Source organism: Pantoea sp. Nvir (assembly GCF_009829915.1).
Lineage (GTDB): Bacteria > Pseudomonadota > Gammaproteobacteria > Enterobacterales > Enterobacteriaceae > Pantoea.
In genome coordinates, this window is the sequence record NZ_SZZW01000001.1 from 380,790 (window position 1) to 407,038 (window position 26,249).

Below are 26,249 nucleotides of genomic sequence, written 5' to 3' on the forward strand. Positions count from 1 at the left end.
GCAGAAGCCAGTATCTGTACTTCTTCGTGAAGATTTGCATTCATTCTCATCAAAAAGCATGAACTGGCTCAAATTAAAGGTTTCGACGAACAAAAGCCCCTGCCCCAGATGCTAATAATTTAGCGGGCCTTTTAGGCAAAAAAAGCTCGTCAGCTATTGCTGTTTAAATTCTGATAAACCGCCCTGTGTCTGGCGCTGAGTTATGCCAGTTTCAACAATAGGTATTGGTTTTTAACAAAATTATTGATGTTTTTTGGCCAAGCTGAGGCTGGCCAGTATTCCCCAGCTGGACTTCTATACTAGATTTATATAACGATAACTCCATATTTTAATAATATTTGGGTTTACTGAAATAGTCATCGAGCAAATTATTATCTGTTGCTTATCTTTTAAGGTATTTAATAGTGCACACCTACTGCATCTCTAAACTATGATTTTATAAAATCAAATCCTTATTACAGACAACGCTATAGCCTATAGCTCTATTTCGGTAAATAAAAAACGGAGCTAAAAATCACAGAAAGGATCATTTTGATAAAACTCTTTCATATCGTAGGCTATCATACAACACTCCCCGTTCATATAACAAGCTCACGTGCCCATCTATTGGTAAAGGGGGAGCACTTCTTTAAAAATTTATTTCATATGTACGCTGATACAAGCACTCTAAGCAAGCTATAATTAGTATTTGCTACCCTCCTGTAAAACATTATAGATAATACTATTATTCTCCATACTTACTGACTGAATAAGAAAATTCCTGTATCTCGGTGAGAAAATAAAACCCCTTGTACACACATACCGCACCCCACTCCATTGCATATAGCTTGTGGATTATAACAGAGCATTCCCTCCTCTCTACACTATAATGTTTTTAAGACTCTGTAGCATCCTTAATGCTTAAGCGCACGCGATTTTGACGATCTACTTCCAGTACTTTAACAGGGACCTCTTCACCTATATGCAGGTGATCAGTAACTTTTTCAACGCGCTTGTCAGAGATTTGAGAAATATGTACCAAACCCTCTTTACCGCTACTAATGGAAACGAAAGCACCGAAGTCAACGATACGCGTTACTTTACCTGTGTAAATACGACCTACTTCTATCTCGGCGGTAATCTCTTCGATACGACGGATTACCTCTTTTGCCTTTATACCATTGGGCACTGCAATTTTGACAGTGCCGTTATCTTCGATTTCAATAGTAGCACCAGTCTCTTCCGTAAGTGCACGAATCACAGAACCGCCTCTACCTATGACATCCTTGATCTTGTCTGAATTAATCTTGATAGTATAAAGGCGCGGTGCAAATTCTGAGATTTCTTGGCGAGGTGTTCTGATTGCTCGCTCCATCACATTTAAAATATGTAGACGCGCACCTTTGGCTTGATTGAGTGCAACCTGCATAATTTCACGAGTTATGCCTTCTATCTTAATGTCCATTTGCAAAGCAGTCACTCCGTCACGGCTACCGGCTACTTTGAAATCCATATCACCGAGGTGATCTTCATCGCCAAGAATATCAGATAATACCACAAACTTATTATCTTCTTTTATCAACCCCATTGCGATACCAGCAACAGCCGCTTTAATTGGCACACCTGCATCCATTAAAGCTAATGAGGCACCACACACGGAAGCCATGGAAGAAGAACCGTTAGATTCAGTTATTTCTGATACCACACGCACAGTGTAGGGAAATTCTTGCTGCTTAGGCATAAGCGCTATTAGACTGCGTTTCGCCAGTCTTCCGTGACCAATCTCACGACGTTTCGGCGAACCTATCATACCAGTTTCACCTACCGAATACGGAGGAAAATTATAGTGAAATAAAAAACCGTCAGTACGTTCGCCCATTAACTCCTCTAAGTTCTGTGCATCACGCGGGGTGCCTAGCGTTGCGGTCACTAGTGCTTGAGTTTCACCACGGGTAAATAACGCAGAACCATGAGTACGCGGTAATACCCCAGTACGTACATCCAAGCTGCGGACCATATCTCTTTCACGACCGTCGATACGCTGCTCGTTATTCAGGATGCGAGTACGTACCACTTTCTTTTCCAAGTTATGAATGATATTACTGATTGCTGTTTTATCCAGCGTATTATCTTCATTCAACAACGTAGCAATAATATCATCTTTTATAACAACAAGTTGTGCATGACGCTCTTGCTTATCAATGATGCGGTAAGCGTCTCTGATCCGCGCTTCACCTAGTACTTCAACACGTGCAATCAGCACGTCGTTAGCTGGCTCCGGTTGCCAATCCCAACGCGGTTTGCCTGCTTTTGCAACCAGACAGTTGATATTTTCAATTACAAGTTGCTGCTGTTCGTGACCTAAGACTACTGCATCTAGCATCTGCTCTTCAGTTAAGATAGATGCTGCGGACTCAACCATTAATACCGCATTTTGGGTACCTGCAACCACTAAGTCCAGGCGTGATTGTTTTACTTCATCAATAGTCGGGTTCAACACATACTTATCGTTGATATATCCAACGCGAGCAGCACCAATCGGACCTTTAAAGGGAAGACCTGACAGCGCCAGAGCGGCAGAAACGCCTATCATCGCAATAATATCCGGGTTGACCTGTGGGTTCACGGAAACCACGGTAGCGATCACTTGAACTTCGTTCATGAAACCTTCCGGGAACAGTGGACGGACTGGGCGATCGATCAGACGAGCAATAAGCGTCTCGCTTTCGCTTGGACGACCCTCGCGACGAAAGAAATTTCCCGGGATACGACCAGCCGCATAGGTACGCTCCTGATAATTGACTGTCAGAGGAAAAAAATCCTGGCCTGGATTGGCTTTTTTCTGGGCAACAACGGTCACAAATACAGCGGTGTCGTCCATATTGGCCATAACAGCTGCAGTGGCCTGGCGCGCCATCATACCGGTTTCCAGTGTGACGGTATGCTGACCATATTGAAATTGACTTACGATCGGATTCAGCAAAATACATTCCTTACCTTCAGGGCAACGCACCTCTGGCGTACCATAGATTACCTATCTTCGGTTGCATACTCACTACTAATAACAACCTTATCACCAATTATGAGATAAAGCCTATAATTAGCTACGCGAAATTTACAAACGCAGATCACTTACAACAATACATCAATTTAGTCCAGATTGCTGTGGACTTCCAGAATAAGAGCCATAAAGGACCCTATAATCTCGAAATTAGCACAAATCTTACTGCAATATACTCTTTTTCAAAAGTAACTGCACTATATCCTTGAACAATATCTTTAAATCAGACTTAACGACGCAGACCTAAGCTTTCAATTAGTGTTGTGTAACACGCCACATCCTTCCGCTTCAGATAGTCTAGCATTTTACGACGCTGAGATACCATGCGTAGAAGACCGCAACGGCTATGGTGGTCTTTTTTATGTTTAGAGAAGTGAGATTGCAGGTGGTTAATTTGAGCAGTAAGTAACGCGATTTGAACTTTAGCTGAACCGCTTTCTTTAGCATTACGACCGTATTTAGCAATTATATCTGCTTTAACTTCTACATTTAGGGACATAATAAACTCCAGTAATAAATGAATGTACAAGTACCGATTGCTGAATGCAACAGGCTTATTTAAAAGTATCCTATTTTATTTAAACTACACTTGTTACGTACGTAACAACATCCTTTAATTGGGGAGTATGTCGCCAATGTAAAGTACGCAAGTTACAATATTCTCGTTTATACAGCTGCCGAAAACTCAACCACTAAAAGGATAAAATGCCACAACCCTATTGTTGATATGTTGTTGTTTTTAACATACTGATAAATAAATGTGGTTTAACTAATACTCTTCATCTATAGTTTCTTCGCCATCTGGGAGCATACATACCTGAAATATTTTGCTTAAAATAATTAAGCTAAGCGGCGAACGATAGGAGCTAAGTTTAACATGGGATATACTCCATTAAGCTATCCATCGGTAGCAAAAATTTGTCAAGCAGCATGTAATCTGGCGTTTCTGCTTCATTAACTGTATCTATCAAAGCTCGCGCTTGTAGTTCTTCCAGCGTCATCATTTTTTCGATTGGGTAGTGTGCTACCTGTAAACGACGCAGCATAATAACATGAGCACCACAACCGAGCTGCTCACCAAGGTCGTCAATAATAGTGCGGATATATGTTCCTTTGGAAACGTGAATTGTTAGCTCTAGTTGATTACCTTCCCAGCGGATAATCTGAATTGCAAAGACGGTAATTGGACGCGCTTGACGTGGTACAGTAATCCCTTCCCGTGCATATTCATAAAGCTTACGCCCCTGATATTTAAGGGCAGAAAACATAGTTGGTACCTGCATCGTCTCACCAAGAAATCTCTCTAGCGCTGCATTCAAATCATGACGACTAAAAGTCATCGGACGTATTGCAATAATGTTGCCATCGGCATCTGAAGTATCTGTGCGCTGGCCAAGACGTGCAATCACGTGATAACGTTTATCTGAATTGAGTAAATAATGAGAAAACTTAGTAGATTTACCAAAACAAATCGGTAGCATGCCGGTTGCCATAGGATCAAGCGAACCAGTATGGCCTGCTTTGTTAGCATTAAATAACCGTTTAACCTTCTGTAACACATTGTTGGAGGATACACCATGCTGCTTATCTAGCAAAAAAATACCGTGGACGTCGCGTCCGCGACGACGAGGACAACTCATCAATTCTCCTTATTCATCTTTTACAACATTTTCTCCGTGATATTCAACATCGTTGTTCTTTATTACGCCACTCACTAAGTTTGACATACGTATACCTTCAACCAAAGAATTATCGTAGAAGAAAGTGAGATCTGGTATAATACGTAAGCACATTGCCTTGCCGAGTAGGCTACGAATATAGCCGCTCGCGTCTTTAAGGGCTTTTAGCCCATTTTTTACTATATCCTTATCTTGATCTTTAAGAAACGTAACAAATACTTTGGCATAAGCAAGATCGCGCGATACTTCCACTCCAGATACTGTTACCATCATACTAAGGCGTGGGTCTCTGATCTCACGCTGTAAGATGATTGAAAGCTCTTTTTGCAGATTCTGCGCTACGCGTAATGAACGACCAAACTCTTTTGCCATCATCATTTATCCTAAATCACAATACATCATATGACACTTAGTCATATGGTGCGTTTAACTTCAACTACTTCGAATACTTCGATCATATCGCCAACACGAACATCATTGTAATTCTTAACGCCGATACCGCACTCCATACCATTACGTACTTCGTTAACATCATCTTTAAAGCGACGCAGAGACTCCAGTTCACCTTCATAGATAACTACATTATTACGCAGTACTCGAATCGGGTTATGACGCTTGATATTACCTTCTGTGACCATAGAGCCTGCAATCGCACCGAATTTTGGTGACTTGAACACATCACGTACTTCAGCCAGACCTATAATTTGTTGCTTAAACTCTGGTGCTAACATGCCACTCATTGCTGCTTTGACTTCATCGATCAGAGTATAGATAACGGAATAATAGCGTAGGTCGACGTTTTCAGTATCAATAATACGACGTGCAGAAGCATCGGCACGCACATTAAAACCCAAGATGATGGCATTAGAAGCTGCGGCTAATGTTGCATCCGTTTCGGTAATACCACTTACACCAGAACCAATAATTTTTACTTTCACTTCCTCGGTAGAGAGCTTGAGCAACGAGTCGGAAATTGCCTCTACAGAACCTTGCACGTCCGCTTTAAGTACGATGTTAAGTTCGGAAACTTCGCCTCCAGTCATATTAGCAAATATGTTTTCCAACTTCGATTTTTGCTGACGCGCTAATTTTACTTCGCGAAATTTACCCTGACGATGGAGAGCCACTTCACGAGCTTTCTTTTCGTCACGTACTACAGTTACTTCATCGCCAGCCGCCGGCACGCCCGAAAGGCCGAGAATCTCTACTGGAATAGAAGGACCGGCTTCAGTCACTTCACGTCCTAGTTCATTACGCATAGCACGCACACGGCCATACTCAAAGCCGCAGAGCACAATATCGCCTCTGTTCAGCGTACCTTCACGCACCAGCACGGTAGCAACTGGACCACGGCCTTTGTCAAGGAATGATTCAATTACTATACCGCTCGCCATACCTTCGCGAATAGCCGTCAGTTCTAGAACTTCCGCTTGTAGCAAAATCGCATTCATTAAATTATCAATACCGGTTCCGGTCTTTGCAGAGACGTTCACAAACATGTTTTCGCCTCCCCAAGCTTCGGGGATAATACCGTATTTTGTTAATTCATTATTCACACGCTCTGGATCAGCTTCTGGCTTATCGATCTTGTTAACAGCAACTACAACAGGCACCTCTGCTGCCTTCGCGTGCTGGATTGCTTCGATAGTTTGCGGCATTACGCCGTCATCAGCTGCGACCACTAGGATAACAATATCCGTTGCCTGTGCACCACGCGCACGCATTGCAGTAAACGCAGCATGGCCAGGGGTGTCCAGAAAAGTGATTATTCCGTTTTCAGTTTCAACGTGGTAAGCACCAATATGCTGCGTAATGCCACCTGCTTCGCCAGAAGCTACTTTGGTAGAACGAATATAATCTAGTAACGAAGTTTTACCGTGGTCAACATGTCCCATGATAGTCACCACCGGTGCCCGCGACTCCTGTACAGCATCGGTATCTCGATCGTTCATGACTGCTTCTTCTAGATCGTTTTCACGGCGCAGAATCACTTTATGACCCATTTCTTCTGCTACTAGCTGTGCTGTCTCCTGGTCGATAACCTGATTAATAGTCGCCATCGCACCCATCTTTATCATTGCTTTAATAATTTGAGAACCTTTTACAGCCATTTTGCTAGCCAGTTCAGCAACAGTGATGGTTTCACCGATGATCACGTCGCGGTTTACAGCTTGAGAAGGCCTATTGAAACTTTGCTGTAGCACGCTCGGCTTGCGGTGTTTGCCAATCTTACCGCCACGTACCGCAGCGCGCGCTTCTTCTCGATCGGTTTTTGCTTCAGAATGTTTATTGCTTTTTTTTGCTTGACGCACCACTTTAGTAGTACGAGAACGGCCACGACCACCTTCTACTTCGCGATCATTTTCGTCTTCAGCCTGGCGTGCATGATGTGAAGTCGTAATGTGATAGTCCCCATGTGTCTCCTCATCGTCTTTCTTGTTCCAATCACCAGCTTTCTCTTCAGCCAGACAACGCACTTCTTCGGCGACACGGCGGGCACTTTCTTCTAGCTTACGGTACGCTTCTTCTTCAGCCTTACGCTTTAGTTCAGCCGCTTCCGCTTCTCGACGGGCTTTGTCAAACTGCACAGTCTTGTGAGTATTGTTAGTTTGGTACTTCACCCCTTTAGCTTTTTCTTCGGTTTCACGCTTTACTTTTTCTACTGCTTCGCGTTTAGCTTTTTCTTCGGTTTCACGCTTTACTTTTTCTACTGCTTCGCGTTTAGCTTTTTCTTCGGTTTCACGCTTTACTTTTTCTACTGCTTCGCGTTTAGCTTTTTCTTCGGTTTCACGCTGTGCTTGTCTTGCTACTCCTTCCTGTTCAGTTTCAACATCACTTTTTACATAGGTGCGTTTTTTTCGCACCTCAATTTGCACAGATTTATTTTTACCTCCAGTGCCCAGTACACTCAAAGTACTACGCGTCTTACGCTGCAATGTTAACTTTTCTGAGCCGGTCTGACCATGTTCGCGATTAAGGTAAGAAAGTAGAATTTCTTTCTCTTGCTGCGTTACCGCGTCGTTTTCCGACTTGCGGATCCCCGCATCAGCTAATTGCTGCAATAATCGATTGACCGAAGTCTGAATCTCCACGGCCAGCAACTTTACGGTTACATCTGTCATGCTGTTCCTTCCTGTTATTACGCGTCATTGCCGAACCAGCAGATATTTCTTGCCGCCATAATCAGCGCGCCGGCTTGTTCATTATTTAGCCCTTCAATATCGATAAGATCATCTATACTTTGCTCAGCGAGAGCTTCTAGCGTGCGCACCCCTTTTGCAGCCAGACAACACGCCAGAGAATGCTCCATGCCATCAAGTTTCAGCAAATCCTCAGCAGGCTCCTGATTACCACGACTCTCTTCTTTCGCTAGTGCCAACGTTGTTAACACATTTTTTGCGCGTTCACGCAAATTCTCTATAGTTTCTTTGTCCAAACCATCAACGTCTAGCAGCTCTTTAAGGGGAACATATGCTAGTTCTTCTAGCGAAGAGAATCCCTCTTCTACCAGAACAGTAGCGCATTGTTTATCTATATCCAGATATTTGGTGAATATATCGATAGCTGCATAAGCTTCAGCCTGGTATTTCTCATGCAACTCACTAACAGTCATTACATTTAACTCCCAACCGCTTAGCTGAGACGCCAGACGCACATTTTGGCCGTTACGACCGATCGCTTGAGCTAGATTGTCAGCTTCAACAGCGATATCCATAGTGTGGTTGTCTTCATCAACTAATATTGACGTCACATCTGCTGGAGCCATGGCATTAATAACGAACTGTGCTGGGTTATCATCCCACAATACAATATCTATCCGTTCACCGCCTAGCTCACTCGAAACAGCCTGGACGCGCGCGCCGCGCATACCCACACAAGCACCGACTGGATCAATACGTTTATCGTTAGTTTTTACTGCAATTTTCGCACGAGAGCCTGGATCACGAGCTGCTGCTTTTATTTCTATAACCTCTTCACCGATTTCCGGCACCTCAATGCGAAATAATTCGATTAGCATTGCTGGCTTAGAGCGAGTTACAAACAGCTGTGCACCCCGCGCCTCTGGACGCACGGAGTAAAGGACACCGCGAATGCGATCTCCTAGACGAAAATTTTCTCGTGGTAGCATATCCTCACGTAAAATCACTGCTTCAGCATTACCTCCGAGGTCAAGCGTGATATTATCGCGATTAACTTTTTTTATCACGCCAGTGATAATGTCACCTTCATGTTCACGAAACTGATCAACTACCATCGCGCGTTCCGCTTCACGTACTTTCTGTACAATAACCTGCTTTGCTGTTTGGGTCGTAATACGGTCAAAAGTAACTGATTCAATCTGATCTTCAACATAATCACCCAAATTGAGAGCTACGTCCTCGAAGCGGGCTGCTTCCAGTGTGATCTCACGTGTCGGCTGTATGACATCTTCTACAATTTCCCAGCGGCGGAAGGTATCAAAGTCTCCGCTTTTACGATCGATGCTGACGCGAACATCAATCTCTTGTTCGTACTTTTTTTTTGTCGCAGTTGCCAAAGCACTCTCTAGCGCTTTGAAAATTTTCTCACGCGGAAGGGCTTTTTCGTTAGAAACAGCTTCTACAACAGCTAAGATCTCTTTGTTCATCGTTGTTAGCCTCAATCCGGACTTTTAAAAATGGGGTACTAAGTTCGCTTTCTGAATGTTGCTCAGTGCAAACACTTCATCTTTCCCTTTAACAGTCACCGTCACCATCTCGTCTTTTACCGACTTAATAATGCCTTTCCACTTACGGCGGTTCCGTACCCCTATGCGTAGGACCAGACTCACTTCTTCATTTGTAAAACGTGTATAATGTTCCGCGGTAAAGAGGGGGCGATCCAGCCCCGGTGAGGATACCTCAAGGTTAAAAGCTGCAGTAATGGGATCTTCCACATCCAAGACCGCGCCTACTTGGTAGCTTACATCTACGCAATCTTCGATATTGATGCCATTTTTATTATCAATATAGATACGTAGAGTTGAGATACGACCGTGAAAGAATTCAATTCCGACCAATTCATAGCCGAGTGCTTCTACCGGAGCTGATAACAATTTTGTCAAGTTTTGCTTTAATATAGACAATCCTCACCCCAAGACGTAAAAAAAGGGCCTAAAGAGCCCATTAGTACAAGGGTATAGTAATAAAAAACCCCGAGAATTCGGGGTTTTTTATTACTATACCCTTGTACACTGTAGTACCGTATGAGAAGAATTTTTTTCAAAAATCACACCAATAATGCACGTATTATATTTTGAAAATAACCCTCAGAGAAGGTAGTTGCGGGGGCCGGATTTGAACCGACGACCTTCGGGTTATGAGCCCGACGAGCTACCAAACTGCTCCACCCCGCGTCTGAAAAACTATGGATACTACCACCACTCTATCATTTTTACAAGTATGCAAGTAAAACTCAAGTTTGATACCGAGGACGGGACTTGAACCCATAAGCCCAAAAGGGCACTACCACCTCAAGGTAGCGTGTCTACCAATTCCACCACCTCGGCCTTTTCAAATGGCAAGTTTAAAACCCATTTTATTGAAACCGTTGGTGAAATTATTTAGGAATATCATCATTTAATGTAGCTGCCTGGGCAGGTCCCTGAGTAGGTTGTGTTCTCTGAGCAGGCTCAGACAGATTTTCCCACTGACTTCTTTTTGAGAATTTATTAGTATTTAGGTTTCCTAGAACCAAACTAATGATAAAAAACAAAGCCATGAGAATACCGGTGAGGCGAGTCATAAAGTTGCTAGAACCTGTAGAACCGAACAAAGTTGCAGATGCACCTGTACCAAAAGAAGCTCCCATGTCAGCTCCCTTACCTTGTTGAAGTACAATAAGACCCACGATAGCTATAGCTACAATAAAAAAAACAATCAAAAAAGCTTGATACATAACCCACTTCCTTGAACGGTAAACGCACATCAAGGCTAGATCTCAGAGTAAAATCATATCCATCTACTATCCTACTAGGACAGACTTTAAATATTACTCAAAGCCATATAACTCTGCAAGCACAATTTTATTTATTTCGTCTAAATATGGCAAAAAGAGCGATCTCTATAGATTTAAAAATAGAAGACGTATAAAACTATTCACCGTTAACACCTGCAAGGACCTTAATTTGATCGGCAATGAAATGAGCTAATCTAGTAACTTGCTCTTCATCCTCGCCTTCGACCATGACGCGAATCAGCGGCTCAGTGCCAGATTTGCGCAATAGCACGCGTCCGTGGCCTTGGCTGGCCAAGGTTTTTTCTACTTCTGCCGTTAGTTGTTTCACGTTTTCATTTTTTAGCGGATCGCTGACACCATTAAAACACACGTTCACCAGCACCTGCGGCAGCATTTTTATGCCTTTACAGAGATTATACAAACTTATTTGGTTACGCACCATTGTAGCAAGCACTTGCAAACTCGCTATAATGCCGTCACCGGTGCTCATTTTATCAAGTAAAATAATATGGCCGGAGTTTTCTGCACCGAGACGCCACTTCTTTTCCTGCATCTTTTCTAGAACGTAACGATCACCTACTTTAGCACGCAAAAAAGGAATATTTAGCTCCTTCAGTGCTAGTTCTAGTCCCATATTACTCATCAAGGTGCCTACTACGCCACCGTGGAGCTCACCCTGACGCAGGCCTTCGCGCGCAATAATATAGAGGATTTGATCTCCATCTACTTTCGTTCCTAAATGGTCAACCATCATAATGCGGTCGCCATCACCATCATAGGCTAGCCCTAAATCGGCTTTTTCTGCTAGAACGCACTGTTGTAACATGCGTAAATCGGTCGCGCCACACGCTTTATTGATATTCATACCGTCGGGCTGATTAGCAATAGTTATAACAGTCGCTCCTAAATCGCTGAGCACGTTTGGTGCGATCTGATAGGTTGCACCGTTGGCACAATCGACGACGATCTTCAAAGTATTCAATCTCAACTCTGTAGGAAAGGTTCCTTTACAAAAGTTAATATATCGATCTGCAGCATCTACAATACGTCCGGCTCTCCCTAGCTTGTCAGCTTTCACACAAGTCAGTGGCTTCTCCATTTCCAGCTCGATAGCTTTTTCCACCTTATCTGGTAACTTAGTACCCTCAGCCGAGAAAAATTTGATACCATTATCGTCAAATGGGTTGTGTGACGCAGAGATTACGATTCCCACGTCAGCACGGAAGATACGCATCAAGTAAGCTATAGCAGGTGTCGGCATTGGGCCTGTAAAAAAAGCGGATAAGCCCGCAGCCGCTAGCCCCGCTTCAAGGGCAGATTCAAGCATATAGCCAGAGATACGCGTATCTTTACCGATCAAAACTTTTCGGGAACCATGACGGGCTAATACTTTACCGGCCGCCCAGCCAAGTTTCAATACAAAATCAGGGGTAATAGGCGCCTTGCCAACTTTGCCGCGAATACCATCTGTACCAAAATACTTACGATTGCTCATATCTTATACCCTTTGCTTGCTGTGTCGCTTTGACAACGCGCATCGCTTCAATCGTCTCTTTTACATCATGTACACGAATAATATGTACACCTTGCATAGCCGCAATGACTGCGCAGGTCAGGCTTCCTATCAGCCGGTGCGATGGTTCGACATTCAGTAGATGACCAATCATTGATTTACGTGATATACCTACCAACAATGGCAGCTTGAAATGGTGAAAGTAGCTAAGATGAGCAAGTAACTCATAATTATGTTTGAGAGTTTTACCGAAACCAAAGCCAGGGTCGAGGAGTAGATTCGCTTTTTTAATACCAGCAACCTCGCAACGTGTGATCTGTTCTATGAAGTACGCGTCCACTTCGCTGACAACATCCCTATATCTAGGATTTTGTTGCATGGTACGCGGCTCACCCTGGATATGCATCAGACAAACTGGTAAATCGACCTCTGCCGCTGCTTCCAACACGCTCGGATTGGAAAAAAAACGAATATTGTTAATGATGTGAGCGCCTACTCGCGCTGCTTCTCGGATTACTGCAGCCTTTGAGGTGTCAACAGAGATCCATACTTCAAAACGTTGTGCGATCGCTTCTACTACAGAAATAACACGTGTTAATTCCTCTTCCACACTTACTTCATACGCACCTGGACGTGTCGACTCGCCGCCAATATCAATAATTGTTGCGCCCGCGTTCACCATCTCGTTAGTGTATGTAAGAGCATTTGCTAATGAATTATATTTTCCGCCATCAAAGAAGGAATCCGGGGTGACATTTAAAATACCCATCACATGCGGAAATGATAGATCAAGATGGATATCACGAACATATAATTTCATAGTAAAAGATCCTATAATTATTTGATAAAGAATGTAAAAAACCCCGGATAACCGGGGTTTGCAAGGATAAGATCCTGTTATTTATCAAATTAACCTGATATAGTATTGTTAGATTTTGGCATATGAGATCCATCAATTAAATGAGGCCCTTTCGATGTGCTGTTGCTGTCGGAGTTACTATGTGGGTCTTCCCAACCTGCTGGTGGACGTACTTCACGACGTGCCATCAGGTCATCAATTTGCGGCGCATCAATGGTTTCATATTTCATCAGTGCGTCTTTCATTGCATGAAGTATGTCCACATTTTCGTTTAGAATATGACGCGCGCGCTGATAGTTACTTTCGATTATATATCTAACTTCTTGGTCGATGATACGTGCGGTTTCATCAGACATGTGTTTTGATTTCGCTACTGAGCGTCCTAAGAATATTTCGCTCTCTTCTTCTGCATAGAGTAACGGTCCTAGCTTTTCTGAAAATCCCCATTGAGTAACCATGTTACGTGCCAAATTAGTAGCCACTTTGATATCGTTGGAAGCACCGGTAGAAACACGTTCTACACCGTAGATAATCTCTTCGGCCAGCCGACCTCCATAAAGAGTAGAAATTTGGCTTTCTAATTTCTGACGGCTTGCGCTGATCGCATCACCTTCCGGTAGGAAGAAGGTTACTCCAAGAGCACGACCGCGTGGGATAATTGTTACCTTGTGTACTGGATCATGTTCAGGCACTAAACGACCAATAATAGCATGGCCTGCTTCGTGATAAGCAGTTGATTCCTTCTGAGCTTCCGTCATTACCATAGAACGTCTTTCTGCACCCATCATAATTTTATCTTTTGCTTTTTCGAACTCAATCATTGAGACAACACGTTTATTGCTACGTGCAGCAAACAGTGCTGCTTCGTTTACTAAGTTAGCCAGATCCGCACCAGAAAATCCTGGCGTACCGCGTGCAATAATGCCTACATCAATATCTGTTGCTAAAGGTACACGACGCATATGTACTTTCAGGATTTGCTCACGACCGCGTACGTCCGGTAGACCGACTACAACCTGACGGTCAAAGCGGCCTGGACGTAACAGCGCTGGATCAAGAACATCTGGACGGTTAGTCGCAGCAATCACGATAATGCCCTCGTTACCTTCAAAACCATCCATCTCAACTAGCATCTGGTTTAGGGTTTGCTCACGTTCATCATGACCGCCTCCTAATCCGGCACCGCGTTGACGACCAACAGCGTCGATTTCATCAATAAAGATGATACAGGGAGCCGCTTTTTTTGCCTGTTCGAACATATCACGCACACGTGAGGCGCCAACGCCTACAAACATTTCAACGAAGTCAGAACCGGAAATAGTAAAGAACGGCACTTTAGCCTCCCCTGCGATGGCTTTTGCCAATAAGGTTTTACCAGTACCCGGCGGACCTACCATCAACACGCCTTTCGGGATTTTACCGCCCAACTTCTGGAAACGGCCAGGCTCCCGTAGATAATCTACTAGCTCACTGACTTCTTCTTTCGCTTCGTCACAGCCGGCAACGTCAGCAAAAGTAGTTTTAATCTGATCTTCCGTCAGCATGCGTGCTTTACTTTTTCCAAAGGACATTGCACCTTTGCCTCCACCACCCTGCATTTGACGCATAAAGAAGATCCATACACCAATTAATAGCAACATTGGAAACCAAGAAATGAAGATTGAAGCAAGTAAGCTTGGTTCTTCTGGAGGTTCACCAACCACTTTAACGTTCTTAGTCAATAAATTATCTAGTAATTTAGGATCATTGACAGGAATATATGTAGTGTATTTGTTACTATCTTTTTTGAGTACGTTAATCTCACGCCCGTTGATGCGTGCCTCGCGGATCTGATCTTGATTCACCTCTGATAGAAAGGTTGAATAATCAACCCTACGGCCATTCGAATCACTGGGCCCAAAGCTTTGGAATACCGACATCAGCACGACTGCTATGACTAACCAGAGAATTAGGTTTTTCGCCATGTCACTCAAGAGATTAACCTCATATTACAACAGTGTTAACAGACAACGTAGGGTACTATATATCCTTCATACATGGAATTGCGGCCAAATAAGGCTACGACTTCATTAATTTAGCTATAGTTCACTTCCTGTCGATACAATAGGCACTTCATGTGAACACGAAGCGGCCGGCTAATAATTTTTTTTATTTTCTTAAATAGGCACCCAAGTCTCTGAAATTATTCCTCAAGCCGTTTCCTTGAAAACACTTATTCACCACAAAAAAACCGCCTTACACATAAATTCCCAACATATTTCATACACCGATTCTACCTGATATTTCTCCTAGAGATATCAACTACTAGCCTTTTTCTACTCATATCGGGTGCTATACTAGACATAACCCTCTAAACTCTTTAATCGCCTATCTTCACGGAAACCTTCTTAAAAAAATTAAAGCAATAATTAAGATACATAGGCACAATACGGAAGTTATCGTGCGTTCGAGTTAGTGAATCATCTTCTAGACCATATATTCAAATGGAAGCCGCTGGATGCTGTACCTGCTCTAATGTGGTTAAATTGAGTGAAAAAGCTTGTAACTTTGTTGTATTTCAACAAATATGCCAAAATATAGCTTTTTTCCATCACTGCTTTTTTCACATGTTACTCGCTAAAACATTAGTCAACCAGCAAAGGAGATATCTCAACACTTTCGATATGTTATAGTTTCTCGACTAACAATCTACATATAACTTATAATAAGTTATGTTGATTGGGCGATAACCCCGAGATGGCGGCCGAATAAACCGTTTTCAATCCCTAAGCTAGCAAAAATACAATGAACCCAGTATCAAATAAAAACAGCACCTAAAAAGCATAACCCATCTATTAAAAATAGTAGCAAGATGCCGGAGTCGGAAATAATCTGACTGAAGGTAGTAATAGCTGCAATTTAATTTGTGCTAAAACATATTAATGAGTTAATGAAAGTTACAATGGCCTCAGAAGACGAAAAAATGGTGTTAATTATGAGGATATTGTGCATAAAAGCAACGCCTAAAAAGTGAGGGTGATTGGCGATCTGTACCAAACAAACATTTCGGGCAAGAAATAATCTGTGCTCTAGCATAGAATAAAAGGCTCCTTTGAAGCCTTTTATTCTTTTTTATATTGCGTTTTTACCTTCTTATATAAAAGGGAGGATTATTTTAAAGATATTCTACCTTAATAATTTCATATTCGACGTTACCACCTGGAGTTTTGATGATAGCAACATCATCCACTGCTTTACCTACCATACCTCGCGCCATCGGCGAGTTAACTGAAATAAGATTTTGTTTAAAATTAGCTTCGTCATCGCCCACTATCCTATAGGTAGAGGCCTCTCTGGTGTCAATGTTGAGGACTGTTACGGTTGCTCCGAAAATCACCCGACCATTATTTGGCATAGTAGTGACATCGATCACCCGCGCATTAGAGAGTTTAGCTTGGATCTCCTGAATACGTCCTTCACAAAAACCCTGCTCTTCGCGAGCAGCATGATACTCCGCGTTTTCTTTCAGATCGCCGTGCTCGCGTGCTTCCGCAATTGCAGCGACGATGCGCGGGCGTTTTACCATTTTGAGTTCGTTAAGTTCTTCGCGCAGCTTCTCAGCACCCATTAACGTCATCGGAATCTGGTTCATTTAAGCTCCTTAAGCTCCTCGCTCTCTATCCTGTTTTAATGGCATAATCCCGAGTAAGACCTCCAATAGATAGTCTTACAGCGCTTTACACTGGTTGCAAATATAAAAAACTCACTTACAGCAAGGTTATGGACTAGAAGAACCCTTCCACTTTGATAGTATCTTAGCCTAGAGTTCCTCACCAGTCATCGTTTACTTTCTACTGCTGCGGAAGCAGCAAGCAGGAACTATTTTATCTAACATATATCACGATGTGATGCAATTTTAAGACTTATGTCTGGCTTACTTTTGTATTTGTGCTGCAAGCACAAGTAAGCTCCTATTGATCAATAAATGTAGTACTTGACTTGCAACAGTCACTAGTGTTAGTAATGGGCAATTACAGTATCTGATAAAATCTATTTTTTAGATAAAGGGTTTTTAATACTGTAAATTTATTAAATGATGCACCTTTTATCAGTTACGTAAAGTTCGCTCGAATAGTTCAAATTACATGAAGTAGTACCATGCTCCTGATTTTATTCCTACATTCAACCACTAGTAGTTCAATTTAATAGGTAATAAAGAACTAGTAGGTAGCGCTACCTACAGCAAACGACGCAATCTAATTGTTATCGAAGGCCATTATCTGAAAGACGTCATACCTATATAGTGATGCCAATCTTACAAAGATGTTGTTTTTAAGTACTGTGTAGCTTAATAAATGTACTTGTGGATCTCGCCTACACGAGAGATTCTAAAAGCATGTTTGATACCAAGGTAAATGCTTACTTACCGCACTCTCTCTCAGCGAGAGGCTAAATATATAGCAGCAGCTGCTATATATTCTTAGTTCGCATTATCAAATGTGAAAGTTTAGATCCATAAAATGCTAGTATTAGTATATGTTATATGGTAATACTAGCAAGTCTGTGGTAGAATGCAGACCATCTGCAGCTCTTGCTAAGAGCATTGATAGATGATTTTAATTCCTTCGGCGTCATCATCCTCTCCAACTATCCAATGAGTTTTGGTTATAGTTATTTCGCATAAATTCAACTTTCTGCTTTTACTTATTTTGAGTGAGTTTTAGTGAAATGCATTATGTTCCAGCAAAGGTTTTTAATACCTTGACCGGTTGCCGCAGAGATCAAATAATACTTTTCTTTCCAACCTAATGAATCAGTAATTGCTTTAGCGCGCGCTTGCGCTTCATCTTTACTAATTATCAAATCAACTTTGTTAAACACTAACCAACACGGCTTATTGAATAATTTGTTTCCATATTTTTCCAACTCACTAAAAATAATACGGATGTTTTTCACCGGATTAGATTCGTCAATAGGTGCTATGTCAATAAGGTGTAGCATCAACCGACAACGCTCGAGATGCTTTAAAAAGCGAATACCTAAACCTACGCCTTCAGCGGCGCCTTCTATCAAACCTGGGATATCGGCGATCACGAAGCTTTGATCTCCATCCATACGTACTACGCCCAAACTTGGCACCAGAGTAGTGAACGGATATTCTGCAACTTTTGGCTTAGCCGCCGATATAGAGCGAATAAAAGTTGATTTTCCCGTATTCGGTAAACCCAACATACCGACATCAGCCAACAGTCTCAGCTCCAGCTGTAAATAACGCTTTTCACCAGGCGTACCCATGGTTTTTTGACGCGGAGTCCGATTGACGGATGATTTGAAACGCATGTTACCTAAACCGTGCCAACCACCTTTGGCAACCATGAGCTTTTGATCATGGTGCGTCATATCACCCAGAGTTTCGCCGGTACTCTGGTCAATTACGATTGTACCAACCGGGACTTGAAGAATACAGTCCTGACCACGTTTACCAGTACAGTCATGACTTTGGCCATTCTGGCCTCGTTTTGCACGAAAAAATTTTTCAAAGCGATAGTCAATGAGGGTATTTAAGTTCTCATCGGCTACTAAATAAAGGTCTCCGCCATCACCGCCATCTCCACCATCTGGACCTCCTTTGGGAATAGATTTTTCACGACGGAAGCTGACGCAACCATCTCCACCGTCACCGGCGGATACCAGAATTGTCGCTTCATCGACAAACTTCATTTTCTTTCTCCGTTAAACAACGGCGTCTACAGCATGGAATATGGCTTAATAAGCGTATCCCACTAGTAAGCGTCCCTCTACGTTCACTATTAGTTGATAAATTAGAAAGGATTTTCATCAAGGGGATACATTAAAGCATACTACACCATAAGTATGGCAGGTAACCAAACAGAAAAATACCGCGGATAATACCAGTGTTTTCCTATGGATTCAGACATTTATTCTATGCCTACGTTGTAACAACCTTACTCGGAAACGATACAAACATATCTACGATTATGCGGTCCTTTAACTTGAAATTTTACTTTACCATCTGCAGTAGCGAACAAGGTGTGGTCACGACCACACCTTACGTTGTCACCTGCGTGGAATTTAGTACCCCGCTGCCGAATGATGATGCTACCTGCTAGAACAGTTTCACCACCAAAACGCTTTACACCTAGACGTTTTGCATTGGAGTCACGGCCGTTACGACTTGAGCCACCGGCCTTTTTATGTGCCATTTCTCAGATCTCCTTGCAGGCGATGATGCCAATAATTTTCACATCCGTGAACCACTGACGGTGACCAGCTTGCTTACGGTAGTGTTTACGACGACGAAATTTAACTATTCTAATTTTCTTCCCACGACCGTGCGCAATAATTTCAGCTTTGATCACACTATCTAAAACTAGTGGCGTACCGATTTTTACATTTTCTCCATTTACGACCATCATCACCTGGTGAAATTCAACGACTTCACCGGTTGCGATGTCCAGTTTCTCCAAGCGAACAGTCTGGCCTTCGCTTACTCGGTGTTGTTTACCACCACTTTGAAAAACCGCGTACATATAAACCCTGCCCTTCTGCACCTAATTTTCCATCGAGAGGTGCAATAAATACCTGTTATAAAACTCAGATCCTACGCAAATCTGAAGCAGAAGACAAGTGTACTTTTCATTCTTTATTATAGAAAAGAAAGCAAAAGATAACCAAGAACATTTTTCATCCGAAAAATTCAAATATAATAAGTAACAGAATATCTGATCAAAAGGGTTGTTTTAAGCAACTACTAAAAGTCCTTGAACCTATTTAAGAGTGAACAGAAGAATAGATCTTTACAAGATATGGTAGTCATCAACTAGGCTATCCTTAGTCCAATCACAGTATAGTATTCTGATACTTGCTAGATTAATCAGCTGAAATACTAGTCATTAGAGAGGTCAACAATAGTATATCATATGTTGCATGATCATCTTGATTTTCCCTCACCATTTTAGAGCGTATGAGATCACTTACAGTTGATGAAAAACTTCGTATATTTGTTCAAAGTTACTACATAGACATCTATAATGTTCGCCTAATCTAATTAAAGATTAGGGAAATAAATCTAAGATTATAGTTTGTATATCAATACAGCATTCAAATTAATTGATAATTTTATTGACTGTAAAGCCAGCTAAGAATGCTTGAAGGAAGGCAATCAATACAGCCTGCTGCTCACTCGATACATAACTTCTGAGAATATACAGTATGATTGAGTTCATGAATATTGATAGCTTCAATGCTTCTGCAGTGCAGAAGCATCTACTGTTGCATCACAAAAAGTGGCTTATTTACCTTAGTGCAGTAAAAAAAGCAAAGAGAATCCCCACCCAATCTCTGAAATCATTCAGGAAAAAACCAACTACTCAGACTTGTAGTTTTGCTATTTTCAAGTTTACCAAAGGAGGATCACTCACCTCTTATGCGCTCGATCTGTGCTCCTATCGCTTTTAGTTTATCTTCAATGTACTCATATCCGCGATCAATATGGTATATACGATCTACTAGAGTGGTACCTTCAGCAATACAGCCCGCTAGTACCAAACTAGCCGAAGCACGCAAATCAGTTGCCATCACTTGTGCACCGGAAAGTTTCTTCACACCGTGACAGATCGCCGTGTTATTTTCGATCTCAGCCTGCGCGCCCATACGGATAAGCTCAGGGACGTGCATGAAGCGGTTTTCAAAGATAGTTTCTGTAATTACACTTGTACCTTTCGCGATCAAGTTCAGTAACGTGAATTGCGCCTGCATATCGGTTGGAAAACCAGGATACGGTGCAGTACGCACATTCACTGCTCTTGGACGCTTACCGCGCATGTCCAAACTGATCCAATCATCGCCGGTTGTGATATCAGCACCTGTGTCGTGTAGTTTCGCTAGTACGGCGTCTAGCATGCATGGGCGGGTATTACGACATACCACTCTACCACTAGATATTGCTGCAGCCGCTAAAAAGGTACCAGTTTCAATACGGTCTGGTAATATACGATAGACTCCTCCACCGAAGCGCTCAATACCTTTCACGGTGATTTTGTCCGTACCAGCGCCATTGATTTGCGCTCCTAAAGTGATCAGGAAATTAGCGGTATCAACAATTTCCGGCTCACATGCTGCGTTCTCGATAATGGTGACACCGGTTGCCAACGTTGCGGCACTCATGATGGTTACTGTTGCTCCGACGCTCACTTTACTCATTACGATATGCGCACCTTTCAAACGGCCATCGATAGATGCTTTGACATAGCCCTCTTGTAACTTAATGACTGCGCCTAACTGCTCAAGTCCTATAATATGCATGTCTACTGGACGTGTGCCAATCGCACAGCCTCCTGGTAGGGAGACTTCTCCCTGACCAAAGCGAGCCACCAGCGGCCCCAATGCCCAGATAGAGGCGCGCATAGTTTTCACTAGATCGTAGGGCGCGCAGTAAGTATTAACTTTGCTGGCATCGACGTGTACAGAGCCATTCCGCTCTACTTTCGCACCCAAATGGGTGAGCAGCTTCATAGTAGTATCAATATCACGCAGCTTTGGCACATTCTGGATCTCAACCGGTTCTTCGGTCAGTAACGTGGCAAACAGAATCGGAAGAGCAGCATTTTTCGCCCCAGAAATGTTTACTTCACCACTTAGACAGATGGGGCCTTGCACACGAAATTTATCCATAAAAACTGCTCTTAATTCACTAAATAGATAGAGCTTGATTTTCTATAAAAACTCAGAAACCGTTAAGGGCACAGTGACGTTTCCATTCATCAGGAGTATAGATTTTAATAGACACTGCATGAATACGATTATCAGCAATGTATTCCATTAATGGCGCATAAACGACCTGCTGCTTCTTAACACGACTCAGCTTTTCAAACATCTTTCCAACGGCAATCACTTGAAAATGGCTGCCGTCATTTCCTATGACATACACTGCGTCTAGTGGCAGTGCTTTCATCAGTAATGCCTGAATTTCACTATTTTCCATTGCTCATTACTTATTTAAGTTAAAAAATAAAATAGGTGACTTTTTTTAGAGTAAAGCTACGAAATCTAAAAAAATAAAAAAAACAATGTAAAAATGGGATTACGGTTACAAGAGAAATTAGTCACTTTTCTCCACAGAAAAAATAATATTCTGAAGGTTATAAAGGTTAATAAGCGACTGCAATTTATCGCTGATGCCGATAAAATACGGTGCGGCACATTGTCTACGGACAAGCTCCTGCAGATGAATAAGTAGAGCTAGACCAGCTGAATCTATTAGTATCAGTCCAGAAACATCAATGTTTTCTACCTTATTAATCAGGTCATTACGCTGTTGCCATAGTGCTATTAAAGTATCGCGATCTAGTGCACCATGCAACGCTAGCGTGCTAGCGTTGCGCTTCCAACGTAATGACTTATGCATTTTTAATGTTTATCCAGTGTGATCGGCTCTGCCGCGTAACTTTTAAGACGTGCGGTCAGGCCTTCAATACCTTTCGTTCGTAGTAGATCACTCCACTCATTTTGCTTAGTGGTAATTATGCTAATCCCTTCCGCTATCATATCATAAGCCTGCCATTTGCCATTTTGGCTATTTTTACGCCATTGAAAATCTAGGTGCACCGGAGGACGACCGTCAGGGTCGATAATGGTAACACGAATTGCAACAATATTAGCATTTCCTAGCGGTTTTTCCGGCTGGATATGATAGGTTTGGCCGTGATAAAGGGCCAGTATTTGGCCGTATGCTTCCGCCAGATAGTCGCTAAATGCATTGAAATAGGCATTGCTCTGTGCCGGAGTTGCTGCACTATAGTAACGGCCTAGTACAAGTGCACCCGCATACTTTATCTGCACATAGGGCAACAGTTCCTCAAGAACTATATTACGCAGATAATTAGGATTCTTCTTAATTTTTAGCTGCTCGTTCTTCAGGCGTGTGAAGGTTTTTAATGCTGCTTCATTCATCAATTGATAAGGATTGCTTTGATCTACTTCTTTTGCCGTAACCAGCGGCATTATCATTAACATAACAACTATCAGTAAGTATTTAAACATCTTTTTTTACCTCTCGGGGTGAGGCAGGAACTATAGAGATATTGTCGACTATCTAAGTATCTTTTTTTGATGTGTTTAATTATCGCCACTACCGTTCTTATATAGAAATTGGCTAACTAGATCCTCAAGAACAATGGCTGATTTTGTATCATGGAGCGTGTCACCGTCTTTTAACATTGTCGAGTCGAACTCTGGATCTTCAAACCCTAAATTCAATGCTAAAAACTGCTCGCCGAGTAAACCTTGTGTACGGATCGCTAGCGAGCTAGTATTAGAAATTTTTTCAGCATATTCATCACTGATTGCTATAGTGACATGTGGCAGGAGCATTTTCGGATCCAGAGAGATATTGGTTACACGGCCGACCACTACACCTCCGATTTTAACTGGCGAGTTAACTTTAAGACCACCGATGTTATCAAAGGTCGCATAGAGTTGCCATGTCCGCTGGGTACTGAGTGATTTAAGATCCGCTATGCGCAGGCATAGAAAAAGCATCGACGCCAGCGCTAGAAGCATAAAAAATCCCACCCAAATTTCGCTTTTTCTACTTTGCATTATATTAATTCCCAAACATCAGTGCTGTCAGCACAAAATCTAGAGCAAGCACTGCCAGTGAGGTATGTACTACGGTGCGCGTCGTTGCGCGGCTAATTCCTTCAGAGGTCGGGATTGCGTCATAACCATTAAATAACGCAATCCAAGTGACTGTCACCGCAAAAACGGCACTTTTGATCATGCAGTTGATCACATCTCTACGAAAATCTACCATGTTATGCATTACTGACCAAAAAAAGCCCGGATCAATCCCTTTCCAGCTGACTCCAACCAGAGCGCTTCCTACCATCCCTACCACAGTAAAAATTAACGCGAGCAGAGGCATACTAATGAAGCCTGCCCAGAAACGCGGCGACACTACGTAGCGCAACGGATCCACAGCCATCATTTCCATACTAGAGAGTTGATCTGTAGCCTTCATCAGACTAATTTCGGCTGTTAACGCCGATCCGGCACGTCCTGCAAACAACAGTGCAGTCACCACCGGTCCTAGCTCGCGTAAAAGAGATAATGCAACCAACATACCAAGACTAGTTTCTGCTCTATACATTGTTAGCACTAAATATCCCTGCAGGCCCAACACGATACCGATAAATAGCCCAGAGACCACGATGATCATCAATGATAGAACACCAACGTTGTAAAGCTGCTTTACCAGCAGTGGTGCATGTTTACGAAAAGCAGGTTTACCTACCAGCGCGTGAAACAACATAAGACCTGCTCGACCAAAGGTAGAACAAATATTGATCCCGCGGTGTCCCAATGACGCCAGCACTTTTAACAACATTGAATTACATTCTCCCTACGCTAGTTAAATCAGTAAGATAATCTCTAGCGGCAAATCTAAAGGGGACAGGTCCGTCCGCAATTCCGTCCAGAAACTGACGAACACTCGGATCGGGGTTTTCTCGTAGTTCCTGCGTACTACCTTGAGCAATAATCTTCTGTCCGACTACAACATATGCGCGATCCGCAATGCTGAACACCTCAGGCACGTCGTGCGACACTACAATACAGGTGACGCCGAGCGAATGGTTTAGCTCGTCGATTAGTTTTACCAATACGCCCATGGCGATAGGATCCTGACCAACGAAAGGCTCATCTAACATAATGAGATCAGGTTCTAAAGCAATAGCTCGAGCTAGAGCCGCTCGACGTGCCATGCCACCAGAAAGCTCGCCTGGTTTTAATTGCGCTACACCGCGTAATCCCACTGCTTCCAGCTTCATCATCACTATACTGTGTAGTAGAGGTGCTGGAAGCTGAGTATGTTCGCGTAGTGGCCAGGCTACGTTTTCATAAACGGTCAGTTCGGTGAATAGTGCACCTGACTGAAATAACATGCTCATCTTTTTACGCATCTCATAAAGTTTTGTGCGAGACAACTTAGGTATGTTTTCACCATGGAACCAGATTTCCCCGCACTTAGGCCGAAGCTGGCCGCCAATCAGATGTAGCAGCGTAGTTTTTCCAATACCCGACGGGCCTACAATAGCAGTTACTGTACCTTTCTGTACCGTCAGCGAAATTTTGTCAAAAATTGGACGATCACCGTAAGAAAAACTGACTCCATGAACCTCAACCAAGTTCATTTCCTGTTGATCCATTATTACCTCTACTGTTGTGGTTCTGGCATTATAAATGCCTACTCATGGTAGCCTGTAACACGCTATTGCACGACAACTTTACAGAAAGTTACCACCTTGATTTTGTGAAATCCGGAATTTAATTTACTTTTAACACTTAGCTTAGACATTCAAAATCAACGTATATTTGTGATTATAAATCCTAGCTCTATTGTACGAGAGTATTCAGAAGAATTTTTAATGTTCTCAGCTTGTTCTATATTAATAATTTATTTGATTTTAATTTTTTAATGTTCCATCAGTACCGTGTTTTACGAATGATGGTTATCCCACTTTAAGCAGTGCAATATTCCAATATCATTAATATTTTGCTTATCCTTAGCACTTAGCTTAAATATAGTTTTCACTGAAAATGCAATCCCTGTAAGCTGTGAATTAACACTGATACTGCTCTATAAATACTTAATAGTCTGCTGTTATTTAATAACTATCTGATCATAAAAGACAATCTCAGCTAAATCCCCATTATGGTAAATCTATTTACTGGGGGAAACCGTATTGCATATCGCGCTGAATAGGATAATAGCAATACTTTAAAACATGAGCATCTCACTGAAAATATTACGCGAAGAAAATAGCGGCCGCGCTTATTGTTCTGCAATCTCGAACGCATGGTGATCGACAACGCTACCTCTCTCTAATTATTGATCGTAGTATGTACGAACCCGCTCGAGTTGGTGGCAGGTATCGTAGGCACATTAACAAAACAAGAAAATATCGCTAACTTTAAACTAATTGGTATTAAATATTTCCTGCCTTCTGCAATCTGTCGTCTGATGAGTTATGGCGGTATTATGGATGAATGACATTTCTTTACGTACGCTCGATAACTGGGGAGGTATGTAAATATCAGTGTTTTTTACATTGCGCTCTTCCTATAACCTATAACGGATCTACCAGATCGCCGTTTAGTGCAGATGCTACTACCGTGGTGTTC

General features: G+C 42.4%; 21 protein-coding genes, 2 tRNA genes and 2 pseudogenes. 1 reads left to right on the forward strand and 24 read right to left on the reverse strand.

Annotation, left to right across the window (positions count from 1 at the left end; translation table 11 throughout):
* Window positions 1-874: 874 nt before the first annotated feature.
* The 24 genes and pseudogenes from pnp to mlaF form a co-directional block, all read right to left on the reverse strand.
* Window positions 875-2,962, reverse strand: a complete 2,088-nt coding sequence (gene pnp, locus FD729_RS01375; RefSeq protein WP_159931499.1) for a polyribonucleotide nucleotidyltransferase — start codon at window positions 2,960-2,962, stop codon at window positions 875-877.
* 307 nt (window positions 2,963-3,269) lie between these two features.
* The gene (rpsO, locus tag FD729_RS01380; protein WP_159931500.1) at window positions 3,270-3,539 is read right to left on the reverse strand and encodes a 30S ribosomal protein S15; all 270 of its coding nucleotides are present in this window, start codon (window positions 3,537-3,539) and stop codon (window positions 3,270-3,272) included.
* A 397-nt stretch (window positions 3,540-3,936) separates the two neighbouring features.
* A pseudogene (gene truB / locus FD729_RS01385) lies at window positions 3,937-4,680 on the reverse strand (tRNA pseudouridine(55) synthase TruB); the annotation flags it as partial.
* A 9-nt stretch (window positions 4,681-4,689) separates the two neighbouring features.
* Window positions 4,690-5,091 carry a 30S ribosome-binding factor RbfA gene (rbfA, locus tag FD729_RS01390; RefSeq protein WP_159931502.1) on the reverse strand — a complete coding sequence of 134 codons (402 nt, stop codon included), beginning with the start codon at window positions 5,089-5,091 and terminating at the stop codon, window positions 4,690-4,692.
* A 41-nt stretch (window positions 5,092-5,132) separates the two neighbouring features.
* Window positions 5,133-7,841: a translation initiation factor IF-2 gene (gene infB / locus FD729_RS01395; RefSeq protein ID WP_159931503.1), complete on the reverse strand. Its 2,709-nt coding sequence runs from the start codon at window positions 7,839-7,841 to the stop codon at window positions 5,133-5,135.
* Window positions 7,842-7,858: 17 nt separating this feature from the next.
* Entirely contained in the window at window positions 7,859-9,346 is a 1,488-nt protein-coding gene (nusA, locus tag FD729_RS01400; RefSeq protein ID WP_159931504.1) for a transcription termination factor NusA, read from the reverse strand.
* Between the two features lie 24 nt (window positions 9,347-9,370).
* Entirely contained in the window at window positions 9,371-9,823 is a 453-nt protein-coding gene (gene rimP / locus FD729_RS01405) for a ribosome maturation factor RimP (RefSeq protein WP_159931505.1), read from the reverse strand.
* A gap of 196 nt (window positions 9,824-10,019) precedes the next feature.
* A tRNA-Met gene (locus tag FD729_RS01410) sits at window positions 10,020-10,093 on the reverse strand.
* 69 nt (window positions 10,094-10,162) lie between these two features.
* Window positions 10,163-10,246 (reverse strand) — tRNA-Leu (locus FD729_RS01415).
* Window positions 10,247-10,296: 50 nt separating this feature from the next.
* A complete protein-coding gene (gene secG, locus FD729_RS01420) occupies window positions 10,297-10,635 on the reverse strand; it encodes a preprotein translocase subunit SecG (RefSeq protein WP_159931506.1) in 339 nt (112 codons plus the stop codon).
* Window positions 10,636-10,831: 196 nt separating this feature from the next.
* Window positions 10,832-12,190, reverse strand: a complete 1,359-nt coding sequence (glmM, locus tag FD729_RS01425; protein ID WP_159931507.1) for a phosphoglucosamine mutase — start codon at window positions 12,188-12,190, stop codon at window positions 10,832-10,834.
* Entirely contained in the window at window positions 12,177-13,028 is an 852-nt protein-coding gene (gene folP, locus FD729_RS01430; protein WP_159931508.1) for a dihydropteroate synthase, read from the reverse strand. Before folP ends, glmM begins: the two co-directional genes overlap by 14 nt.
* Before the next feature lie 89 nt (window positions 13,029-13,117).
* Window positions 13,118-15,031 (reverse strand): ATP-dependent zinc metalloprotease FtsH, encoded by a 1,914-nt coding sequence (gene ftsH / locus FD729_RS01435; RefSeq protein WP_159931509.1) that lies wholly within the window; start codon window positions 15,029-15,031, stop codon window positions 13,118-13,120.
* Between the two features lie 1,190 nt (window positions 15,032-16,221).
* A complete protein-coding gene (greA, locus tag FD729_RS01440) occupies window positions 16,222-16,698 on the reverse strand; it encodes a transcription elongation factor GreA (RefSeq protein WP_159931510.1) in 477 nt (158 codons plus the stop codon).
* Between the two features lie 942 nt (window positions 16,699-17,640).
* A pseudogene (cgtA, locus tag FD729_RS01445) lies at window positions 17,641-18,767 on the reverse strand (Obg family GTPase CgtA).
* Between the two features lie 245 nt (window positions 18,768-19,012).
* Window positions 19,013-19,270, reverse strand: coding sequence for a 50S ribosomal protein L27 (gene rpmA, locus FD729_RS01450; protein ID WP_159931511.1), 258 nt, complete (start codon window positions 19,268-19,270; stop codon window positions 19,013-19,015).
* Window positions 19,271-19,273: 3 nt separating this feature from the next.
* Window positions 19,274-19,597 carry a 50S ribosomal protein L21 gene (rplU, locus tag FD729_RS01455; RefSeq protein ID WP_159931512.1) on the reverse strand — a complete coding sequence of 108 codons (324 nt, stop codon included), beginning with the start codon at window positions 19,595-19,597 and terminating at the stop codon, window positions 19,274-19,276.
* An 883-nt stretch (window positions 19,598-20,480) separates the two neighbouring features.
* The gene (murA, locus tag FD729_RS01460) at window positions 20,481-21,740 is read right to left on the reverse strand and encodes a UDP-N-acetylglucosamine 1-carboxyvinyltransferase (protein ID WP_159931513.1); all 1,260 of its coding nucleotides are present in this window, start codon (window positions 21,738-21,740) and stop codon (window positions 20,481-20,483) included.
* A gap of 52 nt (window positions 21,741-21,792) precedes the next feature.
* Window positions 21,793-22,050 (reverse strand): BolA family iron metabolism protein IbaG, encoded by a 258-nt coding sequence (ibaG, locus tag FD729_RS01465; RefSeq protein ID WP_159931514.1) that lies wholly within the window; start codon window positions 22,048-22,050, stop codon window positions 21,793-21,795.
* Window positions 22,051-22,167: 117 nt separating this feature from the next.
* Window positions 22,168-22,473 carry a lipid asymmetry maintenance protein MlaB gene (mlaB, locus tag FD729_RS01470; protein ID WP_159931515.1) on the reverse strand — a complete coding sequence of 102 codons (306 nt, stop codon included), beginning with the start codon at window positions 22,471-22,473 and terminating at the stop codon, window positions 22,168-22,170.
* A 2-nt stretch (window positions 22,474-22,475) separates the two neighbouring features.
* Entirely contained in the window at window positions 22,476-23,108 is a 633-nt protein-coding gene (gene mlaC / locus FD729_RS01475) for a phospholipid-binding protein MlaC (RefSeq protein WP_159931516.1), read from the reverse strand.
* Between the two features lie 75 nt (window positions 23,109-23,183).
* A complete protein-coding gene (mlaD, locus tag FD729_RS01480; RefSeq protein ID WP_159931517.1) occupies window positions 23,184-23,666 on the reverse strand; it encodes an outer membrane lipid asymmetry maintenance protein MlaD in 483 nt (160 codons plus the stop codon).
* 4 nt (window positions 23,667-23,670) lie between these two features.
* Window positions 23,671-24,453, reverse strand: a complete 783-nt coding sequence (mlaE, locus tag FD729_RS01485) for a lipid asymmetry maintenance ABC transporter permease subunit MlaE (RefSeq protein ID WP_159931518.1) — start codon at window positions 24,451-24,453, stop codon at window positions 23,671-23,673.
* 4 nt (window positions 24,454-24,457) lie between these two features.
* Window positions 24,458-25,273 (reverse strand): phospholipid ABC transporter ATP-binding protein MlaF, encoded by an 816-nt coding sequence (mlaF, locus tag FD729_RS01490; RefSeq protein WP_159931519.1) that lies wholly within the window; start codon window positions 25,271-25,273, stop codon window positions 24,458-24,460.
* A gap of 716 nt (window positions 25,274-25,989) precedes the next feature.
* Here mlaF and FD729_RS05345 point away from each other — a divergent pair.
* Window positions 25,990-26,118 (forward strand): hypothetical protein, encoded by a 129-nt coding sequence (locus FD729_RS05345; protein ID WP_255456213.1) that lies wholly within the window; start codon window positions 25,990-25,992, stop codon window positions 26,116-26,118.
* Window positions 26,119-26,249: the final 131 nt, after the last annotated feature.

Coding starts and splice junctions, on each gene's coding strand:
- rpsO (WP_159931500.1), bottom strand. CDS start 3,539: ATGTCCCTAAATGTAGAAGTTAAAGCAGATATAATTGCTAAATACGGT.
- rbfA (WP_159931502.1), bottom strand. CDS start 5,091: ATGGCAAAAGAGTTTGGTCGTTCATTACGCGTAGCGCAGAATCTGCAA.
- infB (WP_159931503.1), bottom strand. CDS start 7,841: ATGACAGATGTAACCGTAAAGTTGCTGGCCGTGGAGATTCAGACTTCG.
- nusA (WP_159931504.1), bottom strand. CDS start 9,346: ATGAACAAAGAGATCTTAGCTGTTGTAGAAGCTGTTTCTAACGAAAAA.
- secG (WP_159931506.1), bottom strand. CDS start 10,635: ATGTATCAAGCTTTTTTGATTGTTTTTTTTATTGTAGCTATAGCTATC.
- glmM (WP_159931507.1), bottom strand. CDS start 12,190: ATGAGCAATCGTAAGTATTTTGGTACAGATGGTATTCGCGGCAAAGTT.
- folP (WP_159931508.1), bottom strand. CDS start 13,028: ATGAAATTATATGTTCGTGATATCCATCTTGATCTATCATTTCCGCAT.
- ftsH (WP_159931509.1), bottom strand. CDS start 15,031: ATGGCGAAAAACCTAATTCTCTGGTTAGTCATAGCAGTCGTGCTGATG.
- greA (WP_159931510.1), bottom strand. CDS start 16,698: ATGAACCAGATTCCGATGACGTTAATGGGTGCTGAGAAGCTGCGCGAA.
- rpmA (WP_159931511.1), bottom strand. CDS start 19,270: ATGGCACATAAAAAGGCCGGTGGCTCAAGTCGTAACGGCCGTGACTCC.
- rplU (WP_159931512.1), bottom strand. CDS start 19,597: ATGTACGCGGTTTTTCAAAGTGGTGGTAAACAACACCGAGTAAGCGAA.
- murA (WP_159931513.1), bottom strand. CDS start 21,740: ATGGATAAATTTCGTGTGCAAGGCCCCATCTGTCTAAGTGGTGAAGTA.
- ibaG (WP_159931514.1), bottom strand. CDS start 22,050: ATGGAAAATAGTGAAATTCAGGCATTACTGATGAAAGCACTGCCACTA.
- mlaB (WP_159931515.1), bottom strand. CDS start 22,473: ATGCATAAGTCATTACGTTGGAAGCGCAACGCTAGCACGCTAGCGTTG.
- mlaC (WP_159931516.1), bottom strand. CDS start 23,108: ATGTTTAAATACTTACTGATAGTTGTTATGTTAATGATAATGCCGCTG.
- mlaD (WP_159931517.1), bottom strand. CDS start 23,666: ATGCAAAGTAGAAAAAGCGAAATTTGGGTGGGATTTTTTATGCTTCTA.
- mlaE (WP_159931518.1), bottom strand. CDS start 24,453: ATGTTGTTAAAAGTGCTGGCGTCATTGGGACACCGCGGGATCAATATT.
- mlaF (WP_159931519.1), bottom strand. CDS start 25,273: ATGGATCAACAGGAAATGAACTTGGTTGAGGTTCATGGAGTCAGTTTT.